General features: G+C 41.2%; 13 protein-coding genes. 2 read left to right on the forward strand and 11 right to left on the reverse strand.

The features are described 5' to 3' along the window. Nucleotides 1-80: 80 nt before the first annotated feature. The 6 genes from M23134_RS08995 to M23134_RS09020 all read right to left on the reverse strand — a co-directional run bounded on the left by M23134_RS08995 (nt 81) and on the right by M23134_RS09020 (nt 8102). Nucleotides 81-794, reverse strand: a complete 714-nt coding sequence (locus tag M23134_RS08995; protein ID WP_002695645.1) for a dienelactone hydrolase family protein — start codon at nt 792-794, stop codon at nt 81-83. 63 nt (nt 795-857) lie between these two features. Further along, nucleotides 858-1565, reverse strand: coding sequence for an ATP-grasp domain-containing protein (locus tag M23134_RS09000; protein ID WP_157558403.1), 708 nt, complete (start codon nt 1563-1565; stop codon nt 858-860). 10 nt (nt 1566-1575) lie between these two features. Further along, nucleotides 1576-2181: a nucleoside 2-deoxyribosyltransferase domain-containing protein gene (locus tag M23134_RS09005; RefSeq protein ID WP_002695647.1), complete on the reverse strand. Its 606-nt coding sequence runs from the start codon at nt 2179-2181 to the stop codon at nt 1576-1578. A 268-nt stretch (nt 2182-2449) separates the two neighbouring features. Continuing rightward, complete coding sequence (locus M23134_RS09010) at nt 2450-3709, reverse strand: MFS transporter (RefSeq protein WP_002695648.1); 1260 nt, start codon at nt 3707-3709, stop codon at nt 2450-2452. Between the two features lie 203 nt (nt 3710-3912). After that, nucleotides 3913-5724: a tetratricopeptide repeat protein gene (locus M23134_RS09015; RefSeq protein ID WP_002695649.1), complete on the reverse strand. Its 1812-nt coding sequence runs from the start codon at nt 5722-5724 to the stop codon at nt 3913-3915. Between the two features lie 218 nt (nt 5725-5942). Further along, nucleotides 5943-8102 (reverse strand): tetratricopeptide repeat protein, encoded by a 2160-nt coding sequence (locus M23134_RS09020; RefSeq protein WP_198144997.1) that lies wholly within the window; start codon nt 8100-8102, stop codon nt 5943-5945. Nucleotides 8103-8378: 276 nt separating this feature from the next. On the opposite strand from M23134_RS09020, the gene M23134_RS09025 reads away from it, so the two are divergent. Beyond that, nucleotides 8379-8762, forward strand: a complete 384-nt coding sequence (locus M23134_RS09025) for a hypothetical protein (protein ID WP_002695651.1) — start codon at nt 8379-8381, stop codon at nt 8760-8762. A 37-nt stretch (nt 8763-8799) separates the two neighbouring features. On the opposite strand, the gene M23134_RS09030 is transcribed toward M23134_RS09025, so the two are convergent. The 3 genes from M23134_RS09030 to M23134_RS09040 form a co-directional block, all read right to left on the reverse strand. Continuing rightward, nucleotides 8800-10413 carry a S41 family peptidase gene (locus M23134_RS09030; RefSeq protein WP_002695652.1) on the reverse strand — a complete coding sequence of 538 codons (1614 nt, stop codon included), beginning with the start codon at nt 10411-10413 and terminating at the stop codon, nt 8800-8802. A 147-nt stretch (nt 10414-10560) separates the two neighbouring features. Then, nucleotides 10561-11130 carry a condensin complex protein MksE gene (locus tag M23134_RS09035; protein ID WP_002695653.1) on the reverse strand — a complete coding sequence of 190 codons (570 nt, stop codon included), beginning with the start codon at nt 11128-11130 and terminating at the stop codon, nt 10561-10563. Beyond that, complete coding sequence (locus M23134_RS09040; protein ID WP_002695654.1) at nt 11127-12410, reverse strand: aspartate kinase; 1284 nt, start codon at nt 12408-12410, stop codon at nt 11127-11129. The genes M23134_RS09035 and M23134_RS09040 overlap by 4 nt, the downstream gene beginning before the upstream one ends. A 162-nt stretch (nt 12411-12572) precedes the next feature. On the opposite strand from M23134_RS09040, the gene fbp reads away from it, so the two are divergent. Continuing rightward, entirely contained in the window at nt 12573-13583 is a 1011-nt protein-coding gene (fbp, locus tag M23134_RS09045) for a class 1 fructose-bisphosphatase (RefSeq protein ID WP_002695657.1), read from the forward strand. Between the two features lie 481 nt (nt 13584-14064). Here fbp and M23134_RS09050 read toward each other — a convergent pair whose 3' ends face one another. Beyond that, nucleotides 14065-15279 carry a cytochrome-c peroxidase gene (locus M23134_RS09050; protein WP_002695661.1) on the reverse strand — a complete coding sequence of 405 codons (1215 nt, stop codon included), beginning with the start codon at nt 15277-15279 and terminating at the stop codon, nt 14065-14067. A gap of 610 nt (nt 15280-15889) precedes the next feature. Then, nucleotides 15890-16081 carry a hypothetical protein gene (locus M23134_RS09055; RefSeq protein WP_045113266.1) on the reverse strand — a complete coding sequence of 64 codons (192 nt, stop codon included), beginning with the start codon at nt 16079-16081 and terminating at the stop codon, nt 15890-15892. Nucleotides 16082-16233 lie beyond the last annotated feature (152 nt).

The raw sequence follows: 16233 nt of genomic DNA on the forward strand, positions 1-16233 counted from the left end.
ATTTGACCAAAAAATAAAGAAAACAGGGAACCACCCCATAAAATGCATAAACATTTAGCCTGAGGCAGTTCCTTCTCTCATCAATGAAACTTTTCTTCAAAGAGCTGTTTCATGGCCTGCCAAGCTCTCCGATCGGTATCGGGTTGGTAAAACATTCCTGGTTGATTGGCGCTAGGGTTGGTAAAAGCGTGTCCGGTATGGCCAAAAGCTAAAATTTGCCAGTCTGCTTTGCGTTCAGTCAGTTCGTGTGCCAAGGCCACCGTTTGTTCAGGAGTAGCCAGTGGGTCTTCCCAACCGTGTAGTACCAACACTGCCGCTTTGATAGGGGTAGGGTGAGACATAACGGGAGCATCATATACTCCATGAAAGCTCACTACTCCCTGAAGATGAGCCCCCGAACGTGCCAGGTCAAGTACTGCTTTGCCACCAAAGCAAAACCCAACGGCTCCTAATTGCCCGGTATCTGTCAAAGCATGTTTTTTGAGCACATCCAACGCCAACTCCATGCGTTGCAGTAGCAATGGACGGTCATTATTTAGTTCATCCATCAAAGCTTGTGCTTCTTCCTTGACTGAGGCACGCCTGCCTTTGCCGTATAAATCTATGGCAAAACCTACATACCCCATACTGGCCAGTGCTACCGCTTTTTGGTTGTCAAACTCGCCTTGTCCTTTAAAAGTATGCACCACCAATATTCCAGGGCGTTTTTGCTGAGTAGCATCATCCCAATTAATGGTTCCCTCAAAAGCGTTGCCTTGAGCGTCGTGATAAGTGATAGTTTCGGTTTTTATCATTGAATGCAATTTTTATTACTTAACATAATTAAGGGTTATAAAACTAATTCCGATCAAACATTCCTATATCGTAGCTGCTCGAATGGAAGCAAGCACTTTTTCGGGGCGGCAGTGGTTGAGTCCTGCACCCCAACAAGAATTAAACTCTATAATGCACCAGCCTCTTGTTTTACTGTAGCCTATGTCTAGCACAAATGAGTGGGGGAGAGCGGCAGCCTCAGCAGAGTGTAAAAAATGGTGGATAAACTGCTGGGCAGTCTTAAGGTCAGTGCTGCCTTCATACAAAGCCAGGTCTTGTATTTGTTTGCCAAGCACAAAAGAGCGTACTTCTGCCACCAGGTCGTCAATCACCTCCGAGCAAATCAAAGTTTCGTTGCCTAATGCTTGTATTGCTTCTACTTCGTCTTCCAGTCGTACTACTTTAGCAGTCAGTAGTTTTGGTTTAACCGACTTTACAAATACTGGCAACTGGTCTATCGCAAAATATTCCGCGACTATTAAGTCCAACTTCCGTTTGCCCCATCGATAAGGCAGTTGAGCAACGAGTTCGTCTTGTGGCGATAGTAAAGCACGCCCCAAGACTTGAGCCAATACCAAAGCAAAAGTATCGTTACCGTAAATGCTAACGCGGGCATTGCCAGTGTTGGGAGCTTGCCAAAACTTGCCAACGTGCATTACTTTGCCTCCGTACTGTTGCCATACCAACGCCAAAGCATCCCGTTCTTTGTCTGCCTTTTCGGGGATTAGTAATACTTCGTTTGATAAGTCCATTTTCACGTGGTCAATACCCCCATTGTCCATCTACCAAAGCATCGGCAATTGCTTTTACAAATGAATCGGCTACTAACTTAGATTTGTTCTCAGCCTTAAGTGTATGCCAGGGTACCCCGTTGACATCTGCCATTTTTTTTGCCCATTTTATGCTGTCAGCGTCTTCGGGGCCCCCTACAATAAAGCGTCGCTTATCAGGGTTTTTGATATATTCCTGTAAAAAATAACCATACTCCCAACGACTGGTAGGCCCTATGTTTGGAGCAAACACACCTGCTTTTTCCTTGGTCCAATAAGTAGGTAACCAAAAAGCTGTAATATCGCATAGGTTCAGGTATTGCCACTCCCAAGGTATTTGCTTGTCTTGAATGGCCTCCGTCTGGTTTGCCGGGTGGGCATTGTCAATGTCTGCCCAATTACCTGTTTCAGGTTCGGGCGATACTACCATCATTCCAGGGTGCAACCTTTCATCTGCCTTGAGTGCATTTATAACCGCCCGCCTCCAGCCAGTAGTCATGGAACCATTGGGCGGAGTAGGCCCTGCCAAAAATACCCCTTGTTTGGGAATGACTACCTCGTGTTTGCGTGAAAATAAAGTTCTGATGGTTTCTTTCATATCAAAATGGTTTGTGAGTGTTGGTGTTGCTTATTTATTTGATCAATGTCTACACAATAGTCCATAGCTGATTCGAGTAAATGTTCACCTTGTTAAATGCTGTAAACCAGTGTTTTAAGATTGTATACTCACTTTATTTTTAAAAGTGTTTCGGTTTTATGCCTAAACACCCAATTAAATAGCTTTTAAATTCATCAATGACTGATCACCAGCAAACAACTTTGACTAAAATCACTGCGGAGTATTGCTACAGTAACGCAGGGTTTATTTAGGTCATGTGCTCTTGTTTTACTCCAAACTGCAAGTACAAAAATGCGGCTAGTGCCGAAAACCCTCCTAACCAAAATGTCCATGGAAAGTTCGCTGGATTATTGGCAAACACCCAAGCCGATACAAGAGCCCCTATACCAATGCCTGCTTCCAGGGCAATATACAAAGTAGCCAAAGCCCTCCCTCTGGCATTATCATGGCTCAAGTCAATGGTCCAGGCGAAAGCCGTAGGGGACATAATACCCACCGCTATGCCAAAAAATACCGCACCCATCATCAACATCAGTGGGGTGGTAGCCATTCCAATGATAACCATAGAGATTAATTGGATAATAGCGCCTACTTTAATCACTGACACCCTGCCAAAACGATCGGATATCTTGCCCGCAACAAATCTGATACCCAACGAACTTAAGGTAAATACTGTAAAGAATAAACCCTTGTTTTTAATGCCGAGGTGATCGCTAAAATCAGGTATAATGGTGAGAATAATACCAAATGAAAACACAGATAATAGCAAAGTTACAGAAGGAGCAACCACCCTCAACTCTATAATATCTCTGGGGTTTATCTTCAACAAACTCCACCTAAATGGTTGGCGTTGCTTTTGGGGCAGGGTTTCTTTGAGTTTGATCAAAATAAGAATGGATAAAATAGCAAACCCTGAAGAACAATAAAACATATATTGAATAGGGTAATGCAAGGCAATATAACTACCAAAAGCAGGGCCTATAGCAGTGCCAATATTATTGGTCAAACCAAAAATACCCATGGCTTCGCCTCTTTTGCGTATGGGCACTACATCGGCTACATAGGCTGCAGTACCGGTGGGCGTAAATCCAGTAGACAAACCGTGAACAAACCGAATAAACAAAAAACCACCTACAGTAAGCAACAGAGGGTATAAAAAGCCTGTAAGAAAACAAACCACTGCACCAAATACAATGATAGGAATGCGCCCTACAGTATCGGTGAGTTTACCGCTAAACGGTCGTGATAAACCTGCTGCCAAAGTAAATAAGGCAATGATAAGCCCCTTGTATTCTTTGCCCCCCAGTGAGGTAAGGAAAGAGGGTAATTCTGCCAAAATCATTGAAAAACTGGAAAAAAACAAAAATGAACTTAGGCAAAGCAGCCCAAACTGTGCGGTATAAAAGCTGGCTTCTTGATCGTTTACTTGTTTTGTTGGAAAAGGAGGGGAGTTACTGGCTTGTTGGTTGTTTGATTCTGGAGTATTTTCAGTGTCTTGCATATACATAAATTTATGCCGCAAGTTGCCAAGATTATTCTATTTCCCAAAGTGTTTGGGGCATTATAAAATAAAGCCACCCCTGTGTTCAGAGGTGGCTTGGGTAGAATTAGTCCAGAGTCGGTAGACCGTAGTCAGGAGCCATTAGAGCTTTTAGAATTAGTCCAGAGTCGGTAGACCGTATATAGGTAAAATAGACTAATTACTTGTTTTTATTTTTTCTGGTCTTCTCCAATGCTAAAGTTAAGGAGTAACATATTTTTTGCATTGGTATTGCCCAACGCTTTAGCCCTGAGCCAATCAGCTTTTGCCCCTTCATTGTCCTTGAGCAACCACTTAGACTTGCCTCGCAAATAATAAGCTTCCGAATAGTTTATATCCAGCAATAGGGCGTTGTCAAAGTCTTTGATTGCGCTTCTATAGTCTTTCAAGCGTATTTTTGCGTGCCCCCTGTCCATATAAGCTTCTTTAAAGCGGGCGTCTGCCCAAATAGCTTGGGTATAGCGGGTAATGGCATCATAAAAAGCCTCGTTGTCTAATCTCTCATTACCTAACTTATAAAACTGAATTGCTTCAGCATTGCTCGACGATAAGCCCGTATTATAATTTCGGGTGGTATCGGTAGTACGTTGGTTGTTGCTGCCCCTTGTTTTACAATACTCCTGTATCAAACCTTCTGCCTTATAATCACCCAATTCTTTGGCTTTCTTCAAATCTGCACAAGTACCTACTGCGTCGCCTAACTCGTAGCGTGCCAGGGCACGATTACGATAAGACCACCCATCGTTTGGATCTATCTTCAAGGCATTGTTATAATCTTCTATGGCATTTTTATAACGCCCCAGGTAGTACTTGGTACGAGCGCGGTGTGCATATGCCCACCGATAAGAAGGCTTTAAGGCAATGGCCTTATCAAAGTCAAGCAAAGCTTCTGTATATTTTTTGGCTACCACTTTGGCGTAGCCCCGGCTGGCATACGCCCAGTCATACTCAGGGTTAATTTTTATAGCCTTGCTAAAATCAGCAATTGCTTGATCAAGGTTGCCCGCCTTACGGTTGGCTCTACCCCGGTGCCCATACGCCATGTAATGGTCAGATTTTAGGTGCACACATTTGGTATAAGCACTAATGGCTTCTTGCCACTTTTCGTTCAATAAAGCTTTGTCACCATCGGCAAAGTACTCATCAGCAGTCTTGGCAGGACCATCACCAGTACAAAAATCATCTAACCACCGTTGTGCTTTTTGGTTTTTTAGACGCAACGCACTTGTCCAGTCTTTACAGGCTTGCTCTTGGTTGCCAAAACGATAGTGGGTAATGCCTCGCCATAGGTAAGCATCAGAAAAGCGAGGGTTTAGAATAATAGATTTTGAGTAATCGCGTACCGAGTTGGTGTAGTCGCCCAACTTAGCTCTTACATAGCCTCGGTTGTTGTATGCCATGGCGTACTCTGGATCCATAGCAATGGCCTTGTTGTAGTCTTGTTCGGCTTCGGTAAACCTTTTTAGCTTGGCCTTGGCCCACCCACGATTATTATATGAAGCAGCATCTGCCATTTTTAGCCCAATAGACTTGTCATAATCATCTATAGCGCTCTGAAAAACCCTCATGGTAAGGTAAGTAAACGCTCGGTTATTGTAGGCTTTGGCAAAAGTAGGCTCTAAAGCGGTGGCTTTGGTATAGTCACTCACTGCTTCTTTGTAGCGTTTTAGCCCAAAGTTTGCGAGCCCCCGGTTATTATAAACCTTCGATTGGTTGGGTTCTAGTCTTAGCGCAATGTCACAATCCTGCACTGACTCAAGGTAACGACCCAAGCGGTATTTAGCGATGGCACGATTGGCAAAAAATGCAGCAACATTGGTTTTTTGAGCTATAGCGTTGTTATAGTCATTCACTGCCCCGTCGTAATCTTCTTTCATTAGCTTTTGATTGCCGCTGTCAAAATACTCCTCTGCAGTTTGCGCCCATGTTCCTGATGCTCCTAACAGGCAAATAAAAAACAAATAGTAGAAAGGTTTGCGCATTGATGTGTTATTTTGGTTCACAGTAATACTATCACTTAACAATTGTTATACCTAAAAATTTGAGTAACCCAATTGGATTAATTTTTCAAACAAATCTAAGTGATTTATAATAAATTTGTGATACTAAGACAAGTAAAATGCTATAAGGTAGTATTTAGCCGTAAAAAAAGCAAACGGTTTTCATGTAAGTTTTGGCGAGGCTTAGCAAAAAACTGTATTTATAATCTAACGCCCAACAATAAAATATCATCTCTTTGCTCAGTATTTTTCATGTGATTTTCCAGATGATCTAATAATGCCTTTTTTTGTCTGGCGACTGACAATGGTGAAATGTCAAGTAATAGTTGTTTGAGGTATGCTGTCCCTATTTTTCGACGCTGTGCATCGTTTTGGTCAGCATAACCATCTGACGATAAATACAACATACTACCTTGGGGCAATTGTAGTTGGTGACCTTCAAAGTTCAAATCTTCACGCCTTTTGCTGCCTATAGATCGTCGGGTTCCTCTTACCTCGATCAACTCATTGCTTTTGGGAGTGATATAATACAAAGGACGACGCGCACCCGAAAAAGCTACATTCGTGACTTGAGCGTTGTCTGTAGAGTTAAACATACACATACCCACATCCATACCGCTATTGGTATTGCTTTCTTGTTTTTTGAGTGCATAGCCAAACTTCACATTTAGCTCGCTTAGAATTTCTTTGGGCTGCATGATTCGTTGAACTTTCACAATATGGTCGAGCAAAGTGTTGGTGATCATACTCATAAATGCTCCTGGTACCCCGTGCCCAGTACAATCTACTGCTACCACAAATATGCGTTTGTCAATTCTCTCAATCCAGTAAAAGTCTCCTGACACAATGTCTTTAGGCTGATAAATACAAAAATACTCTTGAAGAAAAGCATCTACCCTTGAGGCAAAAGGAAGCGTAGCATCTTGTATGTTCTTAGCTGCCTTGATGCTTTGTGTGATCATGGTGTTTTTTTCTGACAAAGATTTATTTTGGTTTTCTATAAAGTCACGTTGGCTAATGATTTCTTCCTGTTGTTGGTGTAACTCTTGGTTGAGTTTGCTTAGGTGTAAGTTGGCTTTTTGTTTTGAACGATAATACCTATACAATACTACGGCAAGCAGTACCATCGCAAAAAAACCACCGCTGATAATAATCAGCCATAAATACTGGGTTTTGAGCTTTTGCAACTGCATCGCCTTTTCCTGCTTCAGCAATTCGTTTTCATTTTCTTTGCGTTCGGTGTCATACTTTGCCCGCATCTTAGTAAGTAATTTCTTGCCTCGCTGATCGTATAATTTGGCATTTACTTTTTGATACTTTCTCAGGTAGTTCCAGGCACCCATCATGTTGCCCCTGGCCGAATCGAGCAAAGCCAGGCTTTGGTAATTATACATGACCAAATCGTTCATCCCTTGTTTTTGGGTAATGTTTAGGGCATTTTTGAGCATTGTGTCTGCTCGGTTCAGGTCTCCCGAACGGACAAAGAGCTCTCCCAGGTTGGTAAAACTATTGGCAATTTGCCGTTGTGTACCTACTTTTTGTTTGAGCTTGAGCGATTGTAAAGAAAACTCTATAGCCTTGGGGTATTTTTTTTGGTAGGCGTACAATAAGCCCAGGTTATATAAGGTACTGGCCACTCCTCTTTCCGATTTTTGGGCTTTGTATATTTTCAGGGCTTTGTTATAAAAAACTTCGGATTGCTTATATTTCTTGAGCATGCGATAAATGACCCCCTTTCGTCGATAAATAAGGGCAAGGGTCATTGGGTCATTCTGCTGCTCAAATGCCTTGATTGCCTTGTCGTAATACTGTAAGGCTTTGCCGAACTGTTGCCTTCCCTTAAACATCCGCCCCAGGCTTATGTATGATTGTGCAATACCCTTGAGGTTTTGGGTAGAGTCATAAATATCCAGCGCCTTTTGGTAATAAGTTTCCGACTCTTCAAGTTTGCCTTGCTCCGCAAACAATGAACCCAATGATTGAAAAGCTTTTGCTTTGATCAAAGGATAGGAGGTAGTTTTCATTTTGTCTAGCGCCTGATGGTAATATTTTAACGATTTTTTATAGTTGCTGCGTTCTTGCCAAAACTTACCTTTTTTTAACAATGCCAATATTTCGTACTTCGATAATTGTTCGTCGTGGGCTATTTCCAGCATTTCTCCCAGAACCGAGTCTGCCTTGTAGTGTTGTTTGTGGGTTTCGTAGGCGGAGGCTACCTTCAATAAAAACCGGACTTTTTGGGTGTCGGCTTTTAAGCTTAAATACTCTTTTTGTAAGCTATCGGGGGACATTGATTGTGCCTGAACGCTGGTGTTAGTAGCCAACAATACTAAAATAACTATGACCAGAGCTTCACGCATTTTAATCAATTTTTTGTATGGATGAGTTTGTACTTGTACTGCAAGTATTAAGCAATGCTTGATGTTGTAAAGCATTTGTTTAACATTTTTGTTGCCAATTTCTTTTCAAAAGTATTTGAATAACCTTTGCGTGATTTTGTTGATAATATTCGGGATTTGAATAATCCTCACTTTTTCTTACCAAAAGTTAATTTATAAAAAAGAGTCAGTGAATACATTACAGGCGTTAAAGATTGTGCTTATTAAAATAGTAAAACCACAAAAAAAATACTTATCATGGAATATAAAAACTTTAAATTTGGAACGCGATCCAGCAAAGTACAGGCACATCGCGACACCATTAGTGCCGAAGAGTTTCAAAGCCGCCTTAATTTTTATAAAAAAAAATACGAAGCTGAGCAAAAAGCCAGAAACGAAGCGTTATTAAACAATCATCAAGAACAAACTACGCCCTTGGTTGAGTTGAACCAATCAGACACCGAGGAGACTACCATACCGCTTGAAACAGATGAAGCACAAAACGAAGAAGCTCCTTTAGAAGTAGACCGCTTGTTTTTGCAACGAAACGATCAAGCCGAAGGCTTGCTAAATAACGAAGGTTATGTACCTGCGCCTGAGAAACTATATACCTCTGCTCAAGGTAAACAACCACGACATTGAGATAAATAATTTGCCGTTAAAGTGCAGGAAAAAGTGATCACTCTTCCTCTTTTTTTCTTATCATTTCCAGTACATATTCCATTTCAGTATCTACCCCTTTCAATATATCACCTATTTTAGGCTGTAATTCATAGTCTGGCATAATTCCATGTCCCTCAGTTTTATAATCCGACGCAATGGCGTTGCTGTATTTAATCAAAGGAATTTTAAGACGCATTTTGGTATGAGGCAGGTTTACATAGCAGATACGCCCCGCAGTACACCCCTTGTAACCTCCACCTGTTTCTTCTCCTATAAAAACCCCTCGTTTATTGGCATGCACCAAAGATGCAAACTGTGTAGTGGCCGAAAAGCTACGCCCATTAATTAATATATACAGGGTACGCTTGTAGTTGTATTTGCTGGGCTTGTGGGTTTTGAGGTTGTAGTGTAGCTTATTGGAAACATAATACCCTGAGTCGGTTTTTACCAATAGTTTATTGTTGACCATACGACTTCGGTAAGAGTTAACATATCGCATAAAAGAGAAAGGACGATTAGTAGCTACTTTCTCGTAGTGGAAATATTTAAACCTGCGTTTTGTAAGGTATGAGTAAAGTAAAATACCATTCCGAACTGTTCCCCCGCTATTTTCGCGTAAATCTAGTATCAAGTGTCTGACCCTTTTTTTGCGGATGGTGCGAAAGACGTTGCGTATGTATTGGCTAAAACTAAAACCTTGCTTACGCAGGGTATTGTTCTGAAAAGATTTGATTTTGAGTACGGCTACTCTGGCGCGTTTGAGAGGATGATCGGTAGCTGGGCGGGTATTGTCTGCGCTTTCATCGTCTTGACCACCTATCATTTTGAACTGAAGGGCAGGTGCTTCGCTTTGTCTCTGCTTACGTACCGATTTTCGGTACGCTTTACGGGAGATAGAGGCAAGCTGATAGTGGACAAGTTGTTTGCTTTGGGTTTCAACACACTGGATGCTGAACGTATCTACCTTGGCGTTGATATAATAAGGATATAGCAAGGGAAAATCCTGATCGAGAATCCGGTATTTGTAAGTAGTATTAAATCCATCGGAGGGAGTATAACTAAAGAGTTTATTGATGACTTTATGTATAGGTTGTCCGTTGATATGTGCTACCTGTAGTCCTAACCGTACGGTAGAGTCCTGGCTATGGTTTTTATGAATGTAGGCTTTGCCATCGATAAACTTAAGATGCAACGGAAAGTAGTTGATTTTTTTACGGAAGTGATTTCTAAATTTGACTGAGGTATATAGTTGAGTATGCCCACAGTTGATTTGTACAGCCAGAGGGCGCACCAAACGGTAAAACTCTAACTCGGTCATGGGGTGAGTAATGTGTTTTTTGAGGCTATCATATTTTTTTGTAAATGCGGCTTTGCTGGTATACCAATAAAATCCTGGATGCGCTTCTTTAAAAGCATTGAACAAGATGTCGAAATCGGTTTTTAATTGTTTTACCGAGTATTTTCGGCTGGCTTTGAATCCAATAATTCGTTTTTTGGCAGAAGCTGCTACTTTATCGCTTGTTTTTACCTTTGCCTGAGCAATACCCGAAGTGTAAAAAAAGAGTAAAAGGCTACTTACAAAAAATGAGGTGTACAGCGAGATGTTTTGTCGATTTACATGGTTTCTCATGAATTTTTAGACGAATGTTTTTTGAATATTGTTTTTATCAAAATAAAAAATCCATTTGCGCTATGCAAATGGATCGTTGTCTAAAAAAAGAGAATGATACCAATGTGTGGCTTTGAACCATTATGTTTTATAAAAAAACGCCCAACTTTATACCTCTTCTTCTTCCTCCTCATAGTCGATGTCAATACTCTTGACAATGTTTTGTAAATAGTTGTATGCCGACAACACCCTATAGTCGCGACGTTCTTCGTCTTCGCATTCAAAAAAGCCCTCTTTGGTCATTTTGCGCACGAGATGGCTTACTCTTTCATAATAACTTGAGTTTTCAGAAATGTCACGGGTTACTTCAAATAATTGTTGTTGTAGGTTGGTATCTACCTTACTTTTTTGCTCAATGTCGGTCATGCTAAACTGGTAACCCTCACCAAAACTATTGTCAAAATCGGCAAAGAAGGCTAAAATATCAATGTACTTATAAAAAGTTTCTATTTTACGCTCTAGTATATAGTTAGCTTCTTCCTTCGAAAAATAGTAATAGTTATTTCCTGCCTCAAGAGTAAAACCAATGGCACCAAAATAATCAAATATCTCTTCAAAGTGCTCTTCTATTTGATTAAACAACTGTCGATGGCGGTATACCTTGCTGTTGGCGCTGATAAAGTTGCCCCGGCTCAGCAAGTCAAATATTTCTTTGAGAAAAGGAGTAATTTCTTTCATTTGTTTCCATTAAGTTGTGCCTCTACCACTGCCTGGTACACATTGCCATTACGTTCTTCCAAAAGTACTGTCCAGCCCTGGGTAGATGACTTGATAGTGGCAAGGTCATAATTTTTGATAGTGACCAATTGTAAATCAGTATGAGTACTGATGTGGTACTGTTGATCAAAAACTGCAATAAATTTTTTGGTACGATGAGGGCGACCACTCACACATATTTCACATCCCAGCGCCGATTTATGGATAAAATGCCCCTCTATATGAAAAGCCTGCAAGCCTTGCAGCACCTCAATTAAACGTTGATTGGTCATAAAATTTGCCCCTTTTACTTTCAGCTTAATCAAGGTTTGGTTTTCTTTAAATATAATGGCCGGAATCATTTTTTCTACCTCAGTATGGCTTATGCAAGTACCTGTTTGCTTAGGATAAACGAACGACCTGACATACAAGGGAATGTCTTTTTTCATTAAAGGAATGATGGTCTTGGGGTGAATCACCTTTGCTCCGTACTGGGTCATTTCGGCTGCTTCCCAATACGATAAATAAGCATATTTTTGAGCATTGGCTACTATTTTAGGATCTGCGTTCAATATTCCATTCACGTCTTTCCAGATAGTAAGTGAGGTGGCTTGCAGGCTGGTAGCAAAAATAGCCCCGGTAAAATCAGACCCTTCGCGCCCCAATGTAGTGGTTTTATTGCCTACTGTACCAGCTATAAACCCTTGGGTGATCACCTGCCCCTGAGCAAGCATAGGCAACACCTTTTGTCTAATTTGTGATTCAGTAATTTCCCAATCTATTTGTGCATCACGCCACTTGGCATCGGTATACAATACCTGGCGGGCGTCCAACCATTGGCAGGCGAGCCCTTCTTGTTGCAAGTACTTGCTAATCAGTTGGGTAGAAATAATTTCACCATAAGAAATTACCTGGTCATAGGCTTCATCATACGACACCGTGTGGTGGCTAACGCTGCTTAATTGCTGCTTTAATTCTGCGAACAGGTTTTCGAGCAACGAAAAAATACTATCTTTGCGATCTGTAAATAAATTTTGGGCAATGTCCCAATGGTATTGTCTGATGTTTTCAAGCGTTGCCTGATAGTCTTGCTGCTCCCAGTGAAGACTAAAAAGTTGTTCCAGTGCATTGGTTGTTTTACCCATCGCCGAAATAACAATCACCAAACGTTGGTCGGCAGCCTGTTGCTTTAATATATGCAGCATATTTTTTACCGACCGGGCATCTTTAACTGATGCACCACCAAATTTGAAAACTTTCATAAACAACCAAATTATTCAGTAAATACAAGAAGTTGAAGGAGTGTGCTACTTGTGTTTGCTGGCTTCCCATTGATGGGAAAGTATACAAAGCGCATACACTTAATTTCGATTAAGTTTCAATACTAGATATATCTATGGTCTTATACAAAAAATGATGAAGCAATGAGCGAAAAATTATCTTTACCCATTGGTACTACTCTTAGTCGGTTTATCAGGGAGCGACAAGAGCAGTTTACTTATGCAAGTGGGGAGCTGTCGCAACTACTGAGGGATATTTCGGTGGCAGCCAAAGTAGTAAACCGTGAGGTAAACCGTGCCGGGTTGACCAATATATTGGGTAAACATGGGGCTCAGAATGTACAAGGTGAAGAACAACAAAAGCTGGATGTAATAGCCAATAATTTATTTATAAAATCTTTGAGTAACGGAGGAGAGGTTTGCGCCATTATTTCGGAAGAGGATGAAAATATAACTGATACCCAAAACCCGCATGGCAAATATGTCATTGCAATGGACCCATTAGATGGTTCCTCTAACATAGATGTCAATGTATCTATAGGCACCATTTTTTCCATTTATCGACGACAGTCTCCGGTAGGTTCGCCGGTACAGGAATCAGATATTTTCCAGAAAGGCACCGAACAGGTAGGAGCTGGCTATACACTTTATGGTTCGTCTACTATGTTGGTATACACCACAGGTCATGGGGTCAACGGCTTTACTCTTGAGCCCTCATTGGGCGAGTTCTTATTGTCACACCCTGATATGAAGATTCCCACCAAGGGCAAAATATTTTCTATCAACGAAGGGTCAGCCGTAGACTTTGGCCAAGCAGTGAAAAATTATGTCAGTGATTGTAAAAAGAACAAGTTCAAAGGACGTTACATTGGTTCTTTGGTGGCAGACTTTCACCGCAACTTGCTCAAGGGAGGCATTTATGTTTATCCATCTACCAAAAGTGCTCCCAATGGCAAGCTCCGCTTGTTGTATGAGTGCAACGCACTGGCTTTTATAGCAGAGCAGGCAGGAGGAAAGTCGTCAAATGGTATACAGCGTACCCTAGAGATAGAGCCTACCGAACTTCACCAGCGTTGTCCACTATACATTGGTTCAAAAGAAATGGTAGAACGGGCTGAGTCTTTTATTATGGCAGGCGAAAATGTAGAGAAATAGTAAAACTCTAAGCGACAGCCTCAAGGTACAGGCGACAAGCCACAAGCTTGAGGCTGTCTTATAAACAGCCAAGTGTTTTTTAAAGTTGAAATAGGATTGATGGTGATTACAGTTAGTTACTCTACTGACTCTTGACCCGCTTGAGACTTGTCGCTTGAAGCACCGATATGCATCAGTATCTAAAGATTTGAGCCTCTCAAAAGGGTAATAAAAAAGAGCCATACCAACCATTACCAGTTTTACTGGGTAAAGGATATTGGTAATGGCTCATCCCTCTTATCTTGCCTGATGTTTTTTTTAGTGATCTTTCATAAATAATTTGAGCCATTAAAGTGTATCTATTGCCCTCATTCTTCTCAAAAAAAAAGCTCCATAGCTTTGGCTATGCACCGTTTTTTTTGAATCGTCTGAGAACAATATATTTTCTTAAATTGGCACATCTTATTTTTTCCAGATCACTTAGTACTTGCTCAACGGATTATTATTTAAAAGGGTCAGCAAACTTTTCATCATTGATAAAAGTGTTGTCTGTCAGGGTATTGAGAAAAGCTATCACAGCGGTTTTTTCGGCTGCAGTCAGGTTTAACTTTTTTGCCTGATTGGTTCCTGGTGCTTTCAAGCGGTTGTCTAAAGCCGGATGTGCTTTTACTCCACTGTTGTAATGCTCTATGACCTGTTCAAGCGTCGTAAAACGTCCATCGTGCATATAAGGAGCAGTAAGTGCTACATTGCGTAACGATGGCACTTTAAATTTACCCTCATCGGTAGCAAGCCCAGTTACTCCAGCCAACCCTTTGTCGGTAGTGGTGGCATCCAGCCCATTGTTGAGCGCTTCCCGACCTATAAATAAATCGGTACTATGGCATCCGGCACAACCTCCTCTGGCAGGATCGCTAAACACCTGGCGGCCAAGGTTTTCTTCAGTGGTAAGTCCGGTAAGGTTGGCTCCTGGATTAGTAGGCCCATTTTGTCCATTGAGTGCTTCATCGTATTTCGATTGATAAGATACCATCGAACGTATAAATTGGGCAAGCGATTTGGAAATTCTTTCGGTAGTGACTGTAGTATCGCCATAAGTTTGACGAAACAATACTTTGTAATAGTCTAGTGCCTGAAGTTTGGGTACAAGGTTTTCGAGGGTCATTCCCATCTCTATTTGGTCTTGAATAGGCATCAATACCTGATCTTCTAAAGTAGCGGCGCGCTCATCCCAGAAAAACTTGCCATTTTCATAAAACAATGCATTGGCAAGGCTCATTGAGTGTCGCCCGGTTTTACCTCCTTCGAAGCCATCGCTAAACTGGGCTGGGTCGGTAAAACTTTTGCTTTGCAAATGACAAGACCCACAGGCAATGGTATTATTAGCCGACAGGTTTTTGTCGTAAAACAATACCCGCCCCAGGGTAGAGCCCAGGTCAGTTACTGGGTTGGTACTAGGGGTGTTATTGGCATCTTGCACAGGGCGTACCTGAAAATGGTTTGGGAGAGTAATGTTGGAGTAATTGTATGGCTCGGAAGGCAAATTCAATGTTTTTGCCAATACCTCTGTGTCCGAAGTATTACTCTGAGGGTCTGTGGTTGATTCTGTTTTGGTGCAAGACGCCAGTAAGCATAAACAGGCAAAGGCTATAATATAATTGGGGTATTTCATAAAAAAACGATCAAAAAAATAAGAAATAAATGGTAAATGATACATTGTTATAAGCCCTTAAGCAGTGGCTTGTAACAATGTATTGATCGTTTTTTTGAAATAATTATAGTACAATCAAATAATTTTTTTGACAATACAGCTAAGGAAAAACAGTATTGGAAGTGTTTGCTCAAGTTATCAAAAATTGATCAGAGTTCTGTTAGGAACACACGCGGGGACGCGTGCACCAGCCGCATTAAAGCTACCTTGATTTGAAAACTTTTGTAAAAAAAATTAAAGTCAGGCAACCATTCCTTTGACCAAGGTTGTATAGCATTGTAATTAGTTGAAAACTATCTGTCTAAACAAACCTGAACCACACATGACAACTTTTAATTTGATAAATTGTCGACAACACCTTTGTGCACTGTTTTGCACCTCTTTGGAAGCAAATCCAGAGAGTCATGCACCACTGGAATTCAAATCAAACAAGTTGGTAACTGCTTTGCCCTATTTGGAGCAATTAAAAACCAACATTTCCCCCCACCATTCAAATTATCAAAAAGGTAGGAATAGAACGCGAATCAGGAGAATTTGCTTTTAGCCCCATTGTGTCAAACAATCACATGTTTTTTGCAGCCAGCAGCAATTAAGCCGACTCTTGGGTGATGGGTAGTCATACTCCCATTAAAGTAAAACAAATAGAGGTATTTCGTAACCTGCCTTCTTTTACTTTGGAGTTTTGGTACAAAGGTACTGGAGGCAACAATACCATTTTTGCTTTAGACAATACTAAAGAAAAGACAAAAGTCGACAACGGGTCACTGCTGGCGTGTATGTGTACGAACTCAAATGCAATGGCACCCATATTCGCAAGCGGTTGATAGTTAAGTAAGTTAGCTTACTATTTAAGGACTCGTAAACTCGGTTGTGAAGACACAAATCAGGGCGAAAAATAGTAGGGTAGAGTAGGCACTACTTTGCTCCTAATACTTGGGGAACTAAGGAAGGAGTATGAGA

Source organism: Microscilla marina ATCC 23134 (genome assembly GCF_000169175.1).
GTDB classification, from domain to species: Bacteria; Bacteroidota; Bacteroidia; order Cytophagales; family Microscillaceae; genus Microscilla; species Microscilla marina.